Source organism: Endozoicomonas sp. (assembly GCF_965196975.1).
GTDB lineage: Bacteria > Pseudomonadota > Gammaproteobacteria > Pseudomonadales > Endozoicomonadaceae > Endozoicomonas.
In genome coordinates, this window is record NZ_OZ239981.1 from 2,903,105 (window position 1) to 2,918,634 (window position 15,530).

Genomic DNA, 15,530 nt, shown 5'->3' on the forward strand with positions numbered 1-15,530 from the left:
CCTGAGCAATCAGGAAGGTTTGATATGGCTGGGGTGGAGGGATTCGAACCCCCGCATGTCAGGATCAAAACCTGATGCCTTACCGCTTGGCGACACCCCAATTATTTATGCAGGATGCATATCCGAATAAGTGGTAGCTAGGGGCAGATTCGAACTGCCGACCCCAGCATTATGAGTGCTGTGCTCTAACCAACTGAGCTACCTAGCCACTAAATCGGTCGCTATTGTCGTGATTCCGAACGTTCATGTCAAGAAACATGCCAGCCTTTGTTACATCGACTTCACAACAACAGGATAAATGGCTGGGGTGGAGGGATTCGAACCCCCGCATGTCAGGATCAAAACCTGATGCCTTACCGCTTGGCGACACCCCAGCAAAGAAGCGAACAGTTAACTCTTCGCTCACAAAGGACTTCCGATGCTACTATACGAAAACTCGTTTTAGCAACCATCATGTATCTAGTGAAAAGATTAGATGGTAGCTAGGGGCAGATTCGAACTGCCGACCCCAGCATTATGAGTGCTGTGCTCTAACCAACTGAGCTACCTAGCCGCCGAAAGATGGTGCGCACTTTAGTGATTTCACCCGAACCTGTCAAGCAAAAAGCATATAAGCAAAGCAGATTCATAATACGACGACCGGCAAATAGGCGATTCGGTAGCACAACGAAAAAAGGCACGCTTTCGCATGCCTTCATTTAGCATTTTTTCAGCAAGTTTCAGACATTAAACAGGAAGTGCATAACATCACCGTCCTGAACAATATATGCCTTGCCTTCTACGCGCAGACGGCCTGCTTCTTTGGCACCCTGCTCACCATTGTATTTGATAAAATCATCATAGCTGGTGACTTCCGCACGAATAAAACCACGCTCAAAATCAGTGTGAATCACACCGGCAGCCTGTGGGGCCGTTGCTCCAATCTTCACAGTCCAGGCCCGCACCTCTTTTACTCCAGCAGTAAAGTAGGTTTGCAGACCAAGCAACTCATAACCCGCACGGATTACACGATCCAGACCTGGCTCTTCCATCCCCAGATCGGTCAGGAACTCCGCACGCTCTTCATCATCCAGTTCCGCGATTTCCGATTCCAGCTTGTTGCAGATCGGCACCACCACCGCCCCTTCCTGGGCCGCAATTTCCCGAACGGTATCCAGGTATTCGTTATCCTCAAAACCATCCTCATCCACATTGGCAATATACATGGTGGGTTTGATGGTCAACAGGTGGAATAAACGAACCAGCTTCCGCTCATCATCACTCATTTCAAGAGAGCGAACTGGGCTACCCGCCTCAAGGTGAGGAATGACTTTTTCCAGCAGCCCCTTCTGGGCTACTGAATCCTTATCACCACCCTTGGCAGAACGGGCAACACGCTGCAGTTGCTTTTCACAGCTTTCAAGATCCGCCAGCACCAGTTCCATATTGATGATTTCAATATCAGCACGGGGATCAATCTTGTTGGCCACATGAATGACGTTGTCATTGGCAAAGCAGCGAACCACATGGGCAATCGCATCCGTTTCACGGATATTCGCCAGAAACTTGTTACCCAGACCTTCCCCTTTGGAAGCCCCCTCTACAAGACCCGCGATGTCCACGAACTCCATGGTGGTCGGCAACACTCGCTGAGGTTTAACGATTGCCGCCAGCTTATCCAGACGGGGATCTGGCATGGCAACAACACCGGCATTGGGCTCGATGGTGCAGAATGGGAAGTTTTCTGCATCAATACCCGCCTTGGTTAAGGCATTAAATAGCGTTGATTTACCAACGTTTGGCAATCCAACGATGCCACATTTGAAACCCATAGCGCTTCTGCTCGCTCCTGAAGATATCTAATGGAGGCGAATTATAAAGACTGGGGGAAAAAATTTCAGAACTTTTAGTGCCCACAGATAAAAAAACGCCCAGAGAGTTACTCTCTGGGCGATCAATAAAATCACATAAAAGAAGAGTCAGCCAAACTTTGGCAGAGCCCCCATCAAATCCAGCCCCGCCAGCACCATCGCCGCAATACCGAACAGGAAGATCAGGGCCATTCGCAAGGTCCCACCAGGTACCTCATAGCCACCCTCTCCTCGCTGACGGCCAACCCAGGCCATGACTACTGGAGAGAGAATGCAGAATACAACCAGTACCAGCCCGGCAAAGCCAATGGCGGTGATAAAGCCATTTGGCAGGAATACCCCCAGCAGGGTTGGTGGAATAAAGGTAATCGCAGCGGTTTTTAAACGACCGACAAAGCTATTGTCGAAGCCAAACAGGTCAGCGATGTAATCGAACAGGCACAGCGCTACTCCCAGGAATGAGCTGGCCACCGCCATATTGGCAAACCACTGCAGCACATTCGAAATATTCATATCAAGACCAGACTCGGACAGTGCACCCAGCATATCGCCAATATTGCCTCCAGCAGCAATAATGGCAGGGAACGCTTCACGAGGCAGATTTCCGAAGAAGCTGAACTGCCACAGAGCATAAAACGCCAGAGCCAGCAGAGAGCCCGTCAAAAGAGCAAACCTTACCTGCTTTCCATCTTTATTGAGGTAACGGGTAATACTGGGTACCGCAGTCTGCATACCAAAGCTGACCGTCAGAAAGCCCAATGCTCCGAATGAAAAAGGAAAAACCTCAGAAAAGGACAGACCCGGCATCAAATAGTCAGACGAAGCATTGCCCAATAAGCCGCTGATACTCCATAGAAAGGTTATTACCATTCCGCCAATCAGCACCGTACTCACACGATCTACCGCACGGGTTCCGGTCATTACAATAGCCGATAGCACCAAGGCAAAAACAAAGCTGGCCATCGGCGGGGAGAGTGAGATGCCATCTACAGCTTCCAGAGAATACGTAATGATGGAGCTGCCACCCGAGATGTAGGCATAAGTCAGGATGTAGCAAAGAAAGGCAACAGAGGCCCCGTTAACAACACGGCCAACAGAACCAATGGTGCCCTCGGCAATAGAATCGAAGCTCGCACCCAGCGGGAAACGCAGATTGGCTTCCAGAAGGTAGAGTGAGGCACTGTACATGCAATACCAGGTAAAGACCATCAGCAGCATTGAGTAACCAAACCAGAGACCGCTGGTGGCTACCGGCAGTGAAAACATTCCGGCACCAATCGCGGTTCCGGCAACGATCACCGTTCCTCCAAGAACCGAACCCTGCTTCCTGGCAGAGTCCGAAGAACTTTCCGTTATAACTGCTTCAGACATTATTATTCCTACTGCTTTATGGAACTGTTTGTTTATTCAGCTCAAGTCTGTTTTCTAATAAGACACTGACTATTTAGATCTGTTCAATCATAGACATTTCAGCATCAGACAGCGTTTTGAGATAATTTGAACAGCGGGTCACCTTGGTGATGCTCACCCCGATCCGCCTGGCGATCTCCCGTTGAGACTCTTCTCCCGAAAGCAGGGCCCGCATAATGGCCAACCTTGAGCCAATTGCCTCCCGCTCTTCTCGAGTCAGTAACACCCCCATAACCTCATGGAGCGCGTCCACATCCTGCTGTCCCTTCAGCAGTTTGATTACCTGAAACCAGGACTCAGTCTTCATGCCGTGTTCAATTTATCTCAGCCACCTGTACTGATGTAACAGTACAAAAGTACACACGTTGTCGATATTGCGGAAAATACTAACAAGAAAAAATTAAATAACTAAAATATCCCCCAGTCGCAAATAGAATTTTTCGACAAAAAAAATGTCAAAAGAACTTAAACATTAAATATGAATAACTAAAACTCTGTTTGATGGATACATCTAATTTTTCACGACACCGCATTTCAAATAAGGTAGGGAACCTGTGAATCGATTTACCAAACTTTCGCTGTTTAAAATCACACTCCTATTATTCTCAATCCCCCTACTCTCCTTTGGAGACGAGGGCCATCAAAATGGACAACCCGATTTTTCCGTTTTTGAAGCCTTCGGATATCACCTGGAAAAGTACATGGAAGCTCCACCTGTTGTAAGCATCCACTTTGACCACTGCCCGGGATCCCCCTTAGCCCGAGAAAAAAGAATGACAAAAGGCATTTTGCTTGATAAAAATAAAATTGTTGCCCCTGCAGATTATTTCGTAGATCCTTGTGCTCCTCCCATATCACTGCCTAAAAAAGTAGTTAAAACATCGGGAAACTATTTCTGCCATGATCAGAGAATCAAAAAAATCGCCTATCTTTCTCTTATTTCTCATAATGCATCCAATCCTGAAGTAGAGAAACTTCAACAATACACCATGCTGGCCAAATTAGTTACGACCCGAGTTTTCAATGAACTTAATTTCGATGGAAGCAATACTATTGATGCCATATTGTGTCATAAAGTCGAGAATGGACATTTCAGCCCACATCCTGCTTTAGCAATACTTTCATTAAGCGAAAGAGCGGTGAGTGCCTTGCCTGATAACTTAGCGGTAGCAGAAATTAAGGAGAAAGAGCACTCTTACGATGAAAATACATTCATTAACTCAATCTCTATCCCCCTGAGAAACAATAAGTTTTTTCAAAGCTCCACAATAAAAACGGAACCAGATCAAAACAGCATGCTTCAATTAATGGAAGCTGCACAGCAGCTGCAGCATGCTGAAAACAGCAATGGCAATAAATACTTTGATATTCAACCCAGCGCGTTTTTGAGTAAGAGTGATAATAAACACACCCTTCACGCAATAATCAATGACTGGCAGCTAATCGACGAAATCCCCCCATTACAAAACCTTCCGGACTACTCTCAGCGACACCCAAACATCAGCATTCTCTGGAAAGCCTTAAGCCCTGCAACAGGCACAATAGGCCATACGCTGGGCATGGCAAGCACCCCCACCAGCGCAGAAGCATTTGCCTCTGGCACAATAACAGGCTTAGGTATAGCAGGTACAACAGGACTCATCAGTTTCCTTCTCAGTAAGGCCACGCCAAGTTATAGCCCATTCATAATGAAGCTAATATTCGGAGGAATATTGGCAAATGGGTTTTATCGCTGGGCAACCTCTGAATATTAGTCATCATGAGGCCAGCCTACTTTATAAGTGGATTTATATAAGAAATATTGATCAATCAATCGGTTATTCACAAACAAAAGAAACGCTGTTTGCTGGATAACCACCACATACGTCTAAACTTGCTACGCCTGAGTCAAAGGGACATCACAATAAACGCTCTATAAACAGAAAGTTCCTTCATTCTTTTTAATTGAGCACCAATCCGGAAGCATTACCAACATTTTCACAAGGAACTTTCCAGTAAAAGACAAGTCGGACCACTCTTGGAAATTTGTTGATGCTGAACACGAGGCACCTATTTCTTCAATCATGTTGTTACTAATATCGGGTCAGGACTATATGGACTCTCTTATAGGATACCTGTGATTACATGCCAGCGACCCAAATAAAAGTATTTTTTTCAAGCACTACATGACTGCGGCAGGGGTATTCTCGACCATTCTGTTAGTTAAAGGCTTCTACGACTGGTGGTCCTCTGATTACTAAGCCCCCTTTCAAAGCCTTATAAGATCAGAAATAAATAATCAATATGCTGTCTTACAAAAACAACTACATTTCATGAACAGTATTCTTAAGCTATGGATCACTAGATGCCAGACAGAAGTATAACCGTAGGAATAATTTGCGGCGGCCTATCCCCTGAAGCCAACGTCTCCAGACTGTCAGCTGGGCGTATCAGCCCTCCGTTAGAGAGAAACTATCAAAAAGTAGTAACTCTTGAGCTGGATGAAATGCTGCCTGCTAACTTGACTCTTCATCAGGTCGATGTTGTTTTTCCAGTCGCCCACGGCCCAATGGGTGAGGATGGCTGTCTGCAGGGGCTTCTTGAGATCATGGGCATCCCTTACGTTGGCTCAACGGTCTTAGGAAGTGCGTGCGCTCTGGACAAGGTCACAACCAAGCGTATTTTACAGGCTGCGGGTATTCCCATGGCAAAAGACTGTGTCGTTTCTCGTACAGACCCGTTAAACCTGTCCGTCAATCAATGCCTTGAAGCTCTAGGTGAGAAGGTTATTATCAAGCCCTTCGCCCAGGGCTCCGGTATCGGCATTCAATTTGCCCAGGGAGAGAAAGAGCTATCAGAACGGCTCAGAAGCGGCTTTGAAAAAGATGAGCAACTACTGGTGGAAACATTCATTCAGGGTAGAGAAGTCACCGCCGGAGTACTTGAGCTGGATACCACACAGGTGCTTCCAACCACGGAAATCATTACGCCTGATAATGCCTGGTACGACTATACCCACCGCTATACACCAGGCTTGAGTGAACACATTATTCCCGCCCGCATTACTGATTATCAGAGAAAAAGAGTTCAGGAGATTGCTCTGCAGGCACACCAACTGGTTCGCTGCCGCGATATCAGTCGGTCGGATTTCATTGTCCCAGAAAATGGGGAGCCCATCTTTTCAGAAATTAATAATCTACCCGGAATGACACCGACCAGCCTGTTTCCTGATGGAGCAAGGCATGCCGGAATAGAGTTCGAAGACCTAATATGCCGCTTGATCGACAACGCCATGCTTAGAAAGGAGAAACAGGTTAATAAAAATGATTACTGGCCAATCCCTGAGTTGAATGTATCAATTCAGTAGCAGGCACCAGAGAAAAAATCTCAAGCAGAGAAAGTGTGCAATTCCTGAACCGCTTTGGATCGTTTGCCATTCAAAGCTTCAGGTGTTACCCGGATAGATTCATCAATGACAGCATCAATCTTTTGCCGTTCTGCAACCGATGGTTTGGTCAACACATAGTTCACCACATCTTTACTGTTTCCGGGATGACCGATACCAAGACGAAGCCGCAAAAACTCACGACTGTTTCCAAGAGAAGAAATAATGTCTCTGAGACCGTTGTGACCACCATGGCCACCGCCTTGCTTCAAGCGACCAACGCCTGCAGGCAGATCAAGCTCATCGTGAACGACAAGGATAGATTCAGGAGGGATTTTGAAAAAAGTCGCCATGGCACCAACAGCCTGACCACTTCGATTCATAAACGTTGTAGGATTAAGCAGGCGAACTTCCTGTCCGCCAATCTGTACCCTGGCAGTCATGCCAAAAAACTTCTTTTCTGGCTGCAGGATTGCACCATGGCTTCTTGCTAACTGCTCAACGTACCAGAAGCCGGCATTATGGCGGGTGTCTTCATACTGTGCTCCAGGATTTCCCAGCCCCACAACCAGTCGAATCGACTGTTCCGAAGATTTTGCCATAATGCCTCAGCCTCCTTATGCTTACTCTTCGCCAGCTTCTTCAGCAGACTCTTCGGATTCTTCTTCAGAGCCACCACGAGTAGCCTGAACACTGGCAATGTCCAGATCCTGACCGTGAGCGAGAACTTCAACGCCCGCAGGAATGGTCAGATCGCTCAGGTGAACGTGGCCACCCAATTCAACCTTGGCCATATCAACTTCGATGAACTCTGGCAGATCACCTGGCAGACACTTGATTTCGAGATCTACACGGTTGTGTACGATCGCACCACCGGCCTTCACACCTACACACTCTTCTTCATTGATGAAGTGCAGAGGAGCATTAGTAGTGATCTCATGGTCAGCATCAACACGCAGGAAGTCCATGTGCATAGCGAATTCTTTAGCAGGATGACGCTGCAGATCCTTCAGGATAGCCTGCTGCTTGGTACCGTCAACAGTCAGGGTAAGAACCTGAGAGTAGAAAGCTTCAACTTCCAGAGCCTTACGAATAGCCTTACCTTCCAGAGTGATCTGTACAGGCTCAGCTTCACCGCCGTAGATGATACCTGGAACCAGGTCAGCACGACGGAGGCGGCGGCTCGCACCTTTCCCGATATCCTTACGCGCTGTTGCGTTTAAAACGATTGCTTCAGACATGATTATCTCCAATATACCTGCCACCACCTTGCGACCAGGCAGAGTCAGGCTTTTCAAACAGAACCCCACAAAGGGATTCAAAGGTGCGATATCATACCGGCATGACGTAAAAAAGCAAAATATGTTTCCCGCATCAGACTGGGTATTTACTGAAAATCCATTCTTTCTGCATTATCTTTCCGGCGACAGCATAATCGATCGATTTAATAGCCCATAACCATCAAATGCGAGACGGATACTCAGCATAATATTCAATACTGCACAAACCACCATACTGCTGGCAATCCCAAGCATAATCATTATCTGGTAGATGACCGCCTCAACCGGCTCTGCCCCTCCCAGAATCTGTCCCGTCATCATCCCGGGCAGAGCCACCACCCCCAATGTGGTCAAGGTTGCAACGATTGGACTCAATGCCGCCTGCAAAGCATTTCGGACAAATGGCTGCAGCGCTTCGTACACGCCTGCACCCAGCAGCAGGTCACCCATAAACTGCTCATAGCGCTCACTAACAGCGCTGTAAAAACGATCAAGCACCAGAATATTGCCTGTCAGACAGTTACCAAGCAGCATACCCGCCAGCGGGATAAGATAGCGGGTCTGATACCAGGGCTCAGGCTGCACAACCAGAATCATCCCGAACAGCACAATACCCACCCCAACCAGAAGGCTGAACTGGGACACCCAGAACAAATGCTTTTTAGATATACCCGCCCTGGTCAAAATGTGCAGATTAGCAACCGTAACCATGACCAGAAGCCAGAAAACATTAAGCCAGAGACTGTCCTGATCGAAGAGAAACTTAAGGTATATTCCGATCAGGCCCAGCTGCAGAGTCATTCTGGCCACACCAACGATAAGTCCGCGGACCAGCTGCCTGAGCCCAAGCCACCACAACAGAGCCAATGGCAGTATAAGAATGCCATAAAACAAGGACAGCTGAATCAGGCCTACTTCCCCCTCATTCATCACACACCTACCTTTTCATCACGACCGGCTTTGCAGTTATCTGCACCATTCTGACCTTCACCAACCTGGCCAGCAGCAACCAGCACCCGGCGGCTGCAGTGATTCATCCAACGAGGGTCATGGGACGCTGAAATAACGGTAAACTCTCCCGCCAAAAGCGTCGAGACCACTTTCTGGCACGCCTCATCATCCAGCGCAGAGGTCGGCTCATCAGCCAGCACAATCTTTCTACCGGTCATCAGCGCACGAACAATAGCCAGTCGCTGCCTCTGACCACCTGACAGTCGATCACAGGATGATGAAAGCAGTGCATTTTCCAGCCCAAACCGGTCAAACCAGTCAGCTGCCTCTCTCTGGTTAAAAGACTTGCCAGACGATACCTTCCAGGAAAACGGCCGCTGCAGATAGTCAGTCACAGCCTCCTTACCGATATCAGGCTGCTGAGGTATATAAGCCATGGCCTGCCGAATCTCTTTCAACATGCGAACATCCACAGACTGACCTCGAAAACGGTACTCTCCACGGAAGATATGAACCCCTCCCAAAAGAGACTTAAGTAACGAGCTTTTGCCACCGCCCGAAGGGCCATGAAAAACCAGACTTTCCCCCGTTGCTATGGTTAAATCCACACCAGAAAGCAAAGGTGTTGAGGCGCTGCCAATAAATGCCCCTTTCAATTGACAAAGCATGACTGGTTCACACATCGCGCTCACCCAAATATCAGAAGTTGATATTTGCAAACGTTATTTGAATCCTTTATGAAAGAAAAGATTTTAAGAAAACTTTTTCTGGGTTTTATCCAGATACACGTTCTCAGGCATGCAAACCAGGAACCCTTTTTTGGTGCCTGGCTGATCGACCATTTGAACGACCATGGTTATAGGATAAGCCCGGGAACCATCTATCCACTTCTGCACAAAATGGAAGAAGAAGGTCTGATCAAAAAAGAAGTCATGGTCAGCGAAGGAAGGCAACGTAAGTACTACTTCATCACCCAGCTCGGCAAAGAGGTGCTTTTCGAAGCGAATAACAAAATTCTGGAGCTGGCAGAAAAAACAAGAGATTGAATACTCAAAAAGCTGTTTGCCTTCTTACCAGCGAAAGCCGACAAACAGCAGGTTGACCTGCACTTACTCCATGACGGGCTGGCCTTGAGATCTACAAAGAAAGACTTTCCAGACAAACAGGACCAGCAGAAGATAAACTGCAGACGCCATTACCGCTTCCATATAAAAACCATGCACCATCGCCAGCGGCATCATCGAGATAATAAACACATCAGTAATACTGCCTGGCACATACGCAATGGCATAATCATCCAGAACGCCCCCATTCATCCTTGGATCAATGATTCGCAACAGTGCAATGCCCATGGCCACTGTTCCTGTCAGCCAGCCCCATGAAAAAATCCCTTTTTCAAACCACTCCTCACCAAGCATCCTCGGAGCAACCCAAAGCACCAGAAACAGGGTAAACAACGTTCCAGAAACAAGCAGAATCAGCATCGGCAGCAGATAGCTGGCCAGCACCATTACCTTGATCGAAGAGATACCAAAAACAATCAGAAAATCAGTCGTGGTAGCACCTGCATGATTAAACACATTCTCACAAAGGTAGCGTCTACAGCCAGTCTTTTGGGCCACCAGGCGAACCATCATTCCACCGATAAACGCCGTAACAAAATTAGGTATCTGGATCTGCTCTGAAAATGAAGAGAGATAATTCGCACTGTGATATGCAAATGCGGTGACGACAGCAATAAGTGCAATATGAATAGCAAACGAGTCTACTGACAAAGCAGACAGCGTTTCCTTTAACACGGCCTGCTGCTTGTCTGGTGCGATCAATCCTTTACGCTGGTAATCATCCATCCTGTTAAAACAGGTAAAATTTCGAATAACTCCCAACTTTACAGCAAGCTGCAAAATCAACATTCCAACAGAAATGGAGATAAAAATACCAGCGGTGGCAAATGTCAGCCCCAGCGTTAAGGCATCTGCCCACCCCAGGTCACTGAATATATTTCCAACGACAACGGCAGTACCATGCCCCCCCATAAAGCCAGCTGATAGTATCAGACCAAACCCCGGATTCAGCCCAGGCCAGAAAAACGTTGCCAGAAACAACCCCAGCATCGCCGCAAACAGCCATTGAGAAACGGTAGCAACCTGGTTAAAAGCCCAAAGACTCCCCGCACGCTGGGCAACACACCTGGGAGAAGGGAGATCTGTTGCCAGACCCAATGCTGCAAACAGCACTGCCGTCAACAGGCTGGCATTGGAAGCAAAATCCCTTCCCCAGGGAAGAATATCAACACCCGATGGCCCAAGTATCAGGCCAACCATCCCGGCAAGCACAGCAACTGGCATATAAATACGCTGCAATGGCCGACAATGAACCCTCAGTATTTTTCCAAGAAGCAGAAGAGCGCCAACAAGGGCAAAGTCAGTAAGCATGACCCATTTTGTCATTACACTGTCCTTATAGAATTGAATTTTTCGATTGCAGTGCGTGCAGGACACGCCTGAAGTGATTGATGCCATCAGTTTGATGACGTGCATCTGGCCATGGGATGCCAGACAAAGCCTTAGAAGAATTAAGGCCGAACAGGTTTGAGCCTGAATAATAACAGGCTGGCAATTTTATAACCTAATGATTAATACCTAACCTACCCCTGTAATCTACGAAATCTGCCTCCTAAAAACACAAGACATACTCACTGCAACAAAATAAAACCGAATCGACTGCGGCAGTATTTCACAACACAGCATCTATCTCATGAACTCTAGAAAATCACACAACCCTGTTTTATGCATAAAAACTAACAAACTACCAAAAATCTTAGAAATTATTTTATTCCAAACGAGCTTTACTTCTCCCAGCTGATCAGCACTTGCTCATAAGGAACTAATTTAGGTGTCATCGTAGCGGTTGCCTTCTGAACATTTCTTTTGATTTGTGCTGCTTCCAAAGCATTAGCTGAATGTAAACAGCTGTCTGAAGGGCCTGGTTTTATTTCTTCCTCCCTTGATTCGCAGAGTAATGATGGCAAGTGTTTCTCAACAGCATCTTTTTTTGATGATAGAAGGTCAGTTATTGCTTCTGTTGCGGCCAGTATTGTGGCTAAATTGGAATCCGGCCTTCGAAGATGCGAAAGACTTTCAAAGTATTTCGGGGGAATAACCCCCTTTAGAGACTGACAAGCCTTATTAAGGGTATGCATTCTTGCACGCTCTCTATCATTACTTTCCAGCCTTCTACGCTTTTTATCGCCCGCTGATAATCCGGCGTTTCGTCGTTTGGTTATTTTGGAGGCTTTGCGCTTTTTTACTTTAGTTTCTTGTGGGGGCGGGTTTGTTTCATCACTAAAAACAGTGGCTGTGGATGATGGCGAGGATGGTGCTATCTTTCTTCCTAAGTAGAGTACACTTTCAGCATTTGGTGAAAGTGGTGATTTTGGTTCTTGCATACCATCTGCAACAACCTGGTCAAGTATGGCTGAGATGCTGGGTATGACTGGTTTAACATTGCTCATGCATGATCACTGCCAGTTCCGTAGTAAACACGTTTATTATAGTGTGATTGTAGAACTGGATGGTTTTAAATAGCTATCGAGAAAGATAAAACCTGCTGATAAGAAAAAGCAGACACAAAAAAAGGATGCACATTTCTGGCATCCTTTTTTAACATCAGGCCTCGCTCAGGATTTACTGAAACATTGCGCTGATGGATTCTGCATTACTGATTCTGCGCACAGACTCAGCCAGCAGAGGAGACATATCCAGCTGACGAATCTTGTCCAGAGCCTGGGCTGCCGGGCTCAGAGGAATGGTGTTGGTTACCACCAGTTCATCCAGCTGAGAGTTAGCTACATTTTCCAGAGCACGACCAGAGAGGATTGGGTGTGTGCAGTATGCATAAACGGCCTTTGCGCCCTTCTCTTTCAGGGCTGCTGCAGCCTGACACAGAGTACCTGCAGTATCCACCATATCATCAACAAGAATACAGGTGCGTCCAGAAACATCACCAATGATATTCATCACTTCACTCTTGTTAGCCTCTGGACGACGTTTGTCGATAATAGCCAGATCAGAGTTAAGACGCTTGGCCACGGCACGGGCACGAACCACACCACCATGGTCAGGTGAAACCACCATGACATCACTGTAATCACGACGCTCAATATCATCAAGAAGGATTGGTGAACCGTAGACGTTATCCACAGGAATATCAAAGAAGCCCTGAATCTGGTCCGCGTGCAGGTCAACCGTCAAGACACGATCCACACCCACACCAGCAATCATATCCGCTACAACTTTGGCACTGATGGGCACACGACTGGAACGAGGACGACGATCCTGACGGGCATACCCAAAATATGGAAGAACTGCAGTAACACGAACCGCAGAAGAGCGGCGCATGGCATCCGCCATCACCAGCAGTTCCATCAGGTTATCGTTGGTTGGCGCACAGGTTGACTGGATGATAAATACATCCCGTCCACGGACATTTTCCTGGATTTCTACGGCGCACTCGCCATCACTGAAACGGCCAACGTAAGCCTTGCCAAGTGGGATATGCAGGTGATTGACAACTTTGTGAACCAAATCCGGATTTGAGTTGCCGGCAAACACCATCATTTTCGACACGGGAAATTACCTTGCTTGGATACTGGGCGTAGGTGGAAAAATCGAGTAACTAGAGAGGGTTCAGACAGAGCACTGCCTGAAAAATCAGCATCAATAGATGGCAGGAGACGACTTTCGATGCCATTGAGCACACGAACAAAACACTGGCTGGGGTGGAGGGATTCGAACCCCCGCATGTCAGGATCAAAACCTGATGCCTTACCGCTTGGCGACACCCCAGTAAATCTCTTTATCAATCCGTGCACAATCCAGGCCGATTTATCGTAGTTAACATCAAAGTTTGCAGGATTACGCTGTAAGCGTGAAACCTGCCTGCTGCAAAGCTGTATGCAGGGGCGAACGATTAATGCCGTGCGCCACAAAGCTGTGTAGCTTTGATGTATCATCTGCAATCTCAGGACGAGTAACGCTGAGAGTCAGTTCAGCCTGTGCCGTCAACGCCTGTTCACGACTGGCAAACCGGGCAAACACTGATGCCCCGGAACCACTCATCATGGCCCGTCCGATGCTCGAATCTGCGAGATTATCCAACAGAGAGAGCGTTTTATCAACCTCGGGATACAGCGAACGAACCAGAGGTTCGAAATCATTTCGCCTCTGTTGCTCCGAGCCCTGATCAAGAGCGGCGCAAACTTTAATCGGCAATGAATCTCTTGTCAAATCACTATGTCCGTACATCGCTGCGGTATTTACCTGAACATCCGGAGCTACAACAAGGAACCAATCTTCCGGAGGATCCAGAGGCGTGAGAATCTCACCAACACCTTCCGCAAAAGCACTGTGACCCCGCACAAAAACTGGCACGTCTGCCCCTAATTTCAAACCAAGCGCAGCCAGCTGATCAATAGTGAGATTCAACCCCCACAAAGCATTGAGTCCCAACAAGGTGGTTGCTGCATTGGAACTCCCACCTCCAAGGCCTCCCCCCATCGGCAGCTTCTTATGAAGAAGAATTTCTGCACCATGCTGACACCCCACCTCCTTTTGCAGAAGACGGGCGGCCTTAACAATTAAATTATCCTCTGGCTCAACCCCTTCAAGATTGGAAACCAGCTCAATACCTGAGTCAGATTTGGTAATTGTTAATTGATCACCAACGTCCAGAAACTGGAAGAGCGTTTGCAGGTTATGATAGCCGTCGGGTCTACGGCCAGTAATATGCAGAAAAAGGTTCAATTTGGCAGGGGCTGGCAACACCAGTTCTGTCAGCATCCAGAAGACTCCAAAAAATACGGTTACGCTAAGAAACTGCTAATAATGACTTGTAACGTCCTGCAGCGGCAAATCCTTCAAAAGGAATCATGAGCAGAATCTGCACAATAAATGCCAGAAACATTTACTGGTAAGCTATTCGAAAATAGCTCCCCTAGAACTTCCAGTTATTGGCCATCAGGCTCAGGCGAACATCTCCGTGACTCACAGTCAGCTTTGCTGGTAAGCGCACAGAGTGATTCAATCCGTATTGTTGATAGTCCACGGTCCAACCCTGCTGCTCAATTTGCTCAGGATAACCGAGGTTATTCAGTTGAATCTTTGCGTCACTTCCCGGCGCCGGAAGCCCCCTGACCCAATACCTTAGATTACTGACTGGAAACTGCCAGCCAGTCATGGAGTAAAGCAGTAGCTCGGGCGATGGGCCATAACGGGTTTCATCGGATGCAGTGACCGACACCCCATCACGATCCCCAGAGATACGGGCAACTGACGTTCCAAAAGGGCCATCGAGAATCAACTTGTATTGATCAACTTGCTGTCGCCAGTCAAGAGACATCGTGCCAGATCGGCCCGGTACCTTGAGGTTTAGACGTCCAGTCATATGCCAGGCTCGAAGCTGGCTTAAGCGTTCGCGATGAAGCTCCCAGCGCTGCTCTTTTACTTCGTCACTCACCTCCCTGCCTGTATCAACAGTTCGGGAAGCACAGCCGGCAAGAATAAAAAAAGAAAGAGCCAATACAGCCTTCAACACTAAAAAAGGTTTATTAACATCCATACCTAAGAACACCAAACTGTCTTGAGAGGGAAGAATTGCACAACCCGGGCCATTAAC

15 protein-coding genes and 5 tRNA genes are annotated in these 15,530 nt (G+C 47.5%); 3 read left to right on the plus strand and 17 right to left on the minus strand.

The genetic code is table 11. From position 1 onward, the window contains the following. Positions 1–25: 25 nt before the first annotated feature. From ACOCLE_RS13115 to trpR, 7 genes are all read right to left on the minus strand, one after another. Positions 26–100: transfer RNA gene (locus tag ACOCLE_RS13115), tRNA-Gln, on the minus strand. 31 nt (positions 101–131) lie between these two features. After that, a tRNA-Met gene (locus ACOCLE_RS13120) sits at positions 132–208 on the minus strand. A 91-nt stretch (positions 209–299) separates the two neighbouring features. After that, positions 300–374: transfer RNA gene (locus tag ACOCLE_RS13125), tRNA-Gln, on the minus strand. 102 nt (positions 375–476) lie between these two features. Next, positions 477–553 (minus strand) — tRNA-Met (locus ACOCLE_RS13130). Positions 554–719: 166 nt separating this feature from the next. Further along, positions 720–1,811, minus strand: coding sequence for a redox-regulated ATPase YchF (gene ychF / locus ACOCLE_RS13135; RefSeq protein ID WP_419537055.1), 1,092 nt, complete (start codon positions 1,809–1,811; stop codon positions 720–722). Between the two features lie 147 nt (positions 1,812–1,958). Next, positions 1,959–3,221 (minus strand): amino acid permease, encoded by a 1,263-nt coding sequence (locus ACOCLE_RS13140; RefSeq protein ID WP_419537056.1) that lies wholly within the window; start codon positions 3,219–3,221, stop codon positions 1,959–1,961. A 73-nt stretch (positions 3,222–3,294) separates the two neighbouring features. Further along, complete coding sequence (trpR, locus tag ACOCLE_RS13145) at positions 3,295–3,567, minus strand: trp operon repressor (protein ID WP_066013060.1); 273 nt, start codon at positions 3,565–3,567, stop codon at positions 3,295–3,297. A 247-nt stretch (positions 3,568–3,814) separates the two neighbouring features. Between trpR and ACOCLE_RS13150 the strand changes: the two genes are divergently transcribed. Together ACOCLE_RS13150 and ACOCLE_RS13155 are read left to right on the plus strand one after the other, a co-directional pair. Further along, positions 3,815–5,014, plus strand: coding sequence for a hypothetical protein (locus ACOCLE_RS13150; protein WP_419537057.1), 1,200 nt, complete (start codon positions 3,815–3,817; stop codon positions 5,012–5,014). Between the two features lie 590 nt (positions 5,015–5,604). Further along, positions 5,605–6,606 (plus strand): D-alanine--D-alanine ligase family protein, encoded by a 1,002-nt coding sequence (locus tag ACOCLE_RS13155; protein WP_419537058.1) that lies wholly within the window; start codon positions 5,605–5,607, stop codon positions 6,604–6,606. Between the two features lie 20 nt (positions 6,607–6,626). Here the strand turns inward: ACOCLE_RS13155 and pth are convergent, their stop codons facing one another. The 4 genes from pth to ACOCLE_RS13175 form a co-directional block, all read right to left on the minus strand. After that, a complete protein-coding gene (gene pth / locus ACOCLE_RS13160) occupies positions 6,627–7,226 on the minus strand; it encodes an aminoacyl-tRNA hydrolase (protein WP_419537059.1) in 600 nt (199 codons plus the stop codon). A 21-nt stretch (positions 7,227–7,247) separates the two neighbouring features. Beyond that, on the minus strand, positions 7,248–7,865 hold the full coding sequence (locus ACOCLE_RS13165) for a 50S ribosomal protein L25/general stress protein Ctc (RefSeq protein ID WP_419537060.1): 618 nt from the start codon (positions 7,863–7,865) through the stop codon (positions 7,248–7,250). Between the two features lie 171 nt (positions 7,866–8,036). Next, positions 8,037–8,834 (minus strand): ABC transporter permease, encoded by a 798-nt coding sequence (locus ACOCLE_RS13170; RefSeq protein WP_419537061.1) that lies wholly within the window; start codon positions 8,832–8,834, stop codon positions 8,037–8,039. Then, the gene (locus ACOCLE_RS13175) at positions 8,834–9,538 is read right to left on the minus strand and encodes an ABC transporter ATP-binding protein (RefSeq protein WP_419537062.1); all 705 of its coding nucleotides are present in this window, start codon (positions 9,536–9,538) and stop codon (positions 8,834–8,836) included. The genes ACOCLE_RS13170 and ACOCLE_RS13175 overlap by 1 nt, the downstream gene beginning before the upstream one ends. Before the next feature lie 54 nt (positions 9,539–9,592). On the opposite strand from ACOCLE_RS13175, the gene ACOCLE_RS13180 reads away from it, so the two are divergent. Further along, on the plus strand, positions 9,593–9,901 hold the full coding sequence (locus ACOCLE_RS13180; RefSeq protein WP_066013070.1) for a PadR family transcriptional regulator: 309 nt from the start codon (positions 9,593–9,595) through the stop codon (positions 9,899–9,901). A gap of 63 nt (positions 9,902–9,964) precedes the next feature. On the opposite strand, the gene ACOCLE_RS13185 is transcribed toward ACOCLE_RS13180, so the two are convergent. The 6 genes from ACOCLE_RS13185 to lolB all read right to left on the minus strand — a co-directional run bounded on the left by ACOCLE_RS13185 (position 9,965) and on the right by lolB (position 15,449). After that, positions 9,965–11,290, minus strand: a complete 1,326-nt coding sequence (locus ACOCLE_RS13185; protein ID WP_419537063.1) for a sodium/glutamate symporter — start codon at positions 11,288–11,290, stop codon at positions 9,965–9,967. 413 nt (positions 11,291–11,703) lie between these two features. Further along, positions 11,704–12,369 (minus strand): helix-loop-helix domain-containing protein, encoded by a 666-nt coding sequence (locus ACOCLE_RS13190; protein WP_419537064.1) that lies wholly within the window; start codon positions 12,367–12,369, stop codon positions 11,704–11,706. 172 nt (positions 12,370–12,541) lie between these two features. Next, positions 12,542–13,483, minus strand: a complete 942-nt coding sequence (locus ACOCLE_RS13195) for a ribose-phosphate pyrophosphokinase (protein ID WP_419537065.1) — start codon at positions 13,481–13,483, stop codon at positions 12,542–12,544. A 144-nt stretch (positions 13,484–13,627) separates the two neighbouring features. Next, a tRNA-Gln gene (locus ACOCLE_RS13200) sits at positions 13,628–13,702 on the minus strand. Positions 13,703–13,771: 69 nt separating this feature from the next. Beyond that, on the minus strand, positions 13,772–14,695 hold the full coding sequence (gene ispE, locus ACOCLE_RS13205; protein WP_419537066.1) for a 4-(cytidine 5'-diphospho)-2-C-methyl-D-erythritol kinase: 924 nt from the start codon (positions 14,693–14,695) through the stop codon (positions 13,772–13,774). Between the two features lie 154 nt (positions 14,696–14,849). Further along, positions 14,850–15,449: a lipoprotein insertase outer membrane protein LolB gene (lolB, locus tag ACOCLE_RS13210; RefSeq protein ID WP_419537067.1), complete on the minus strand. Its 600-nt coding sequence runs from the start codon at positions 15,447–15,449 to the stop codon at positions 14,850–14,852. Positions 15,450–15,530 lie beyond the last annotated feature (81 nt).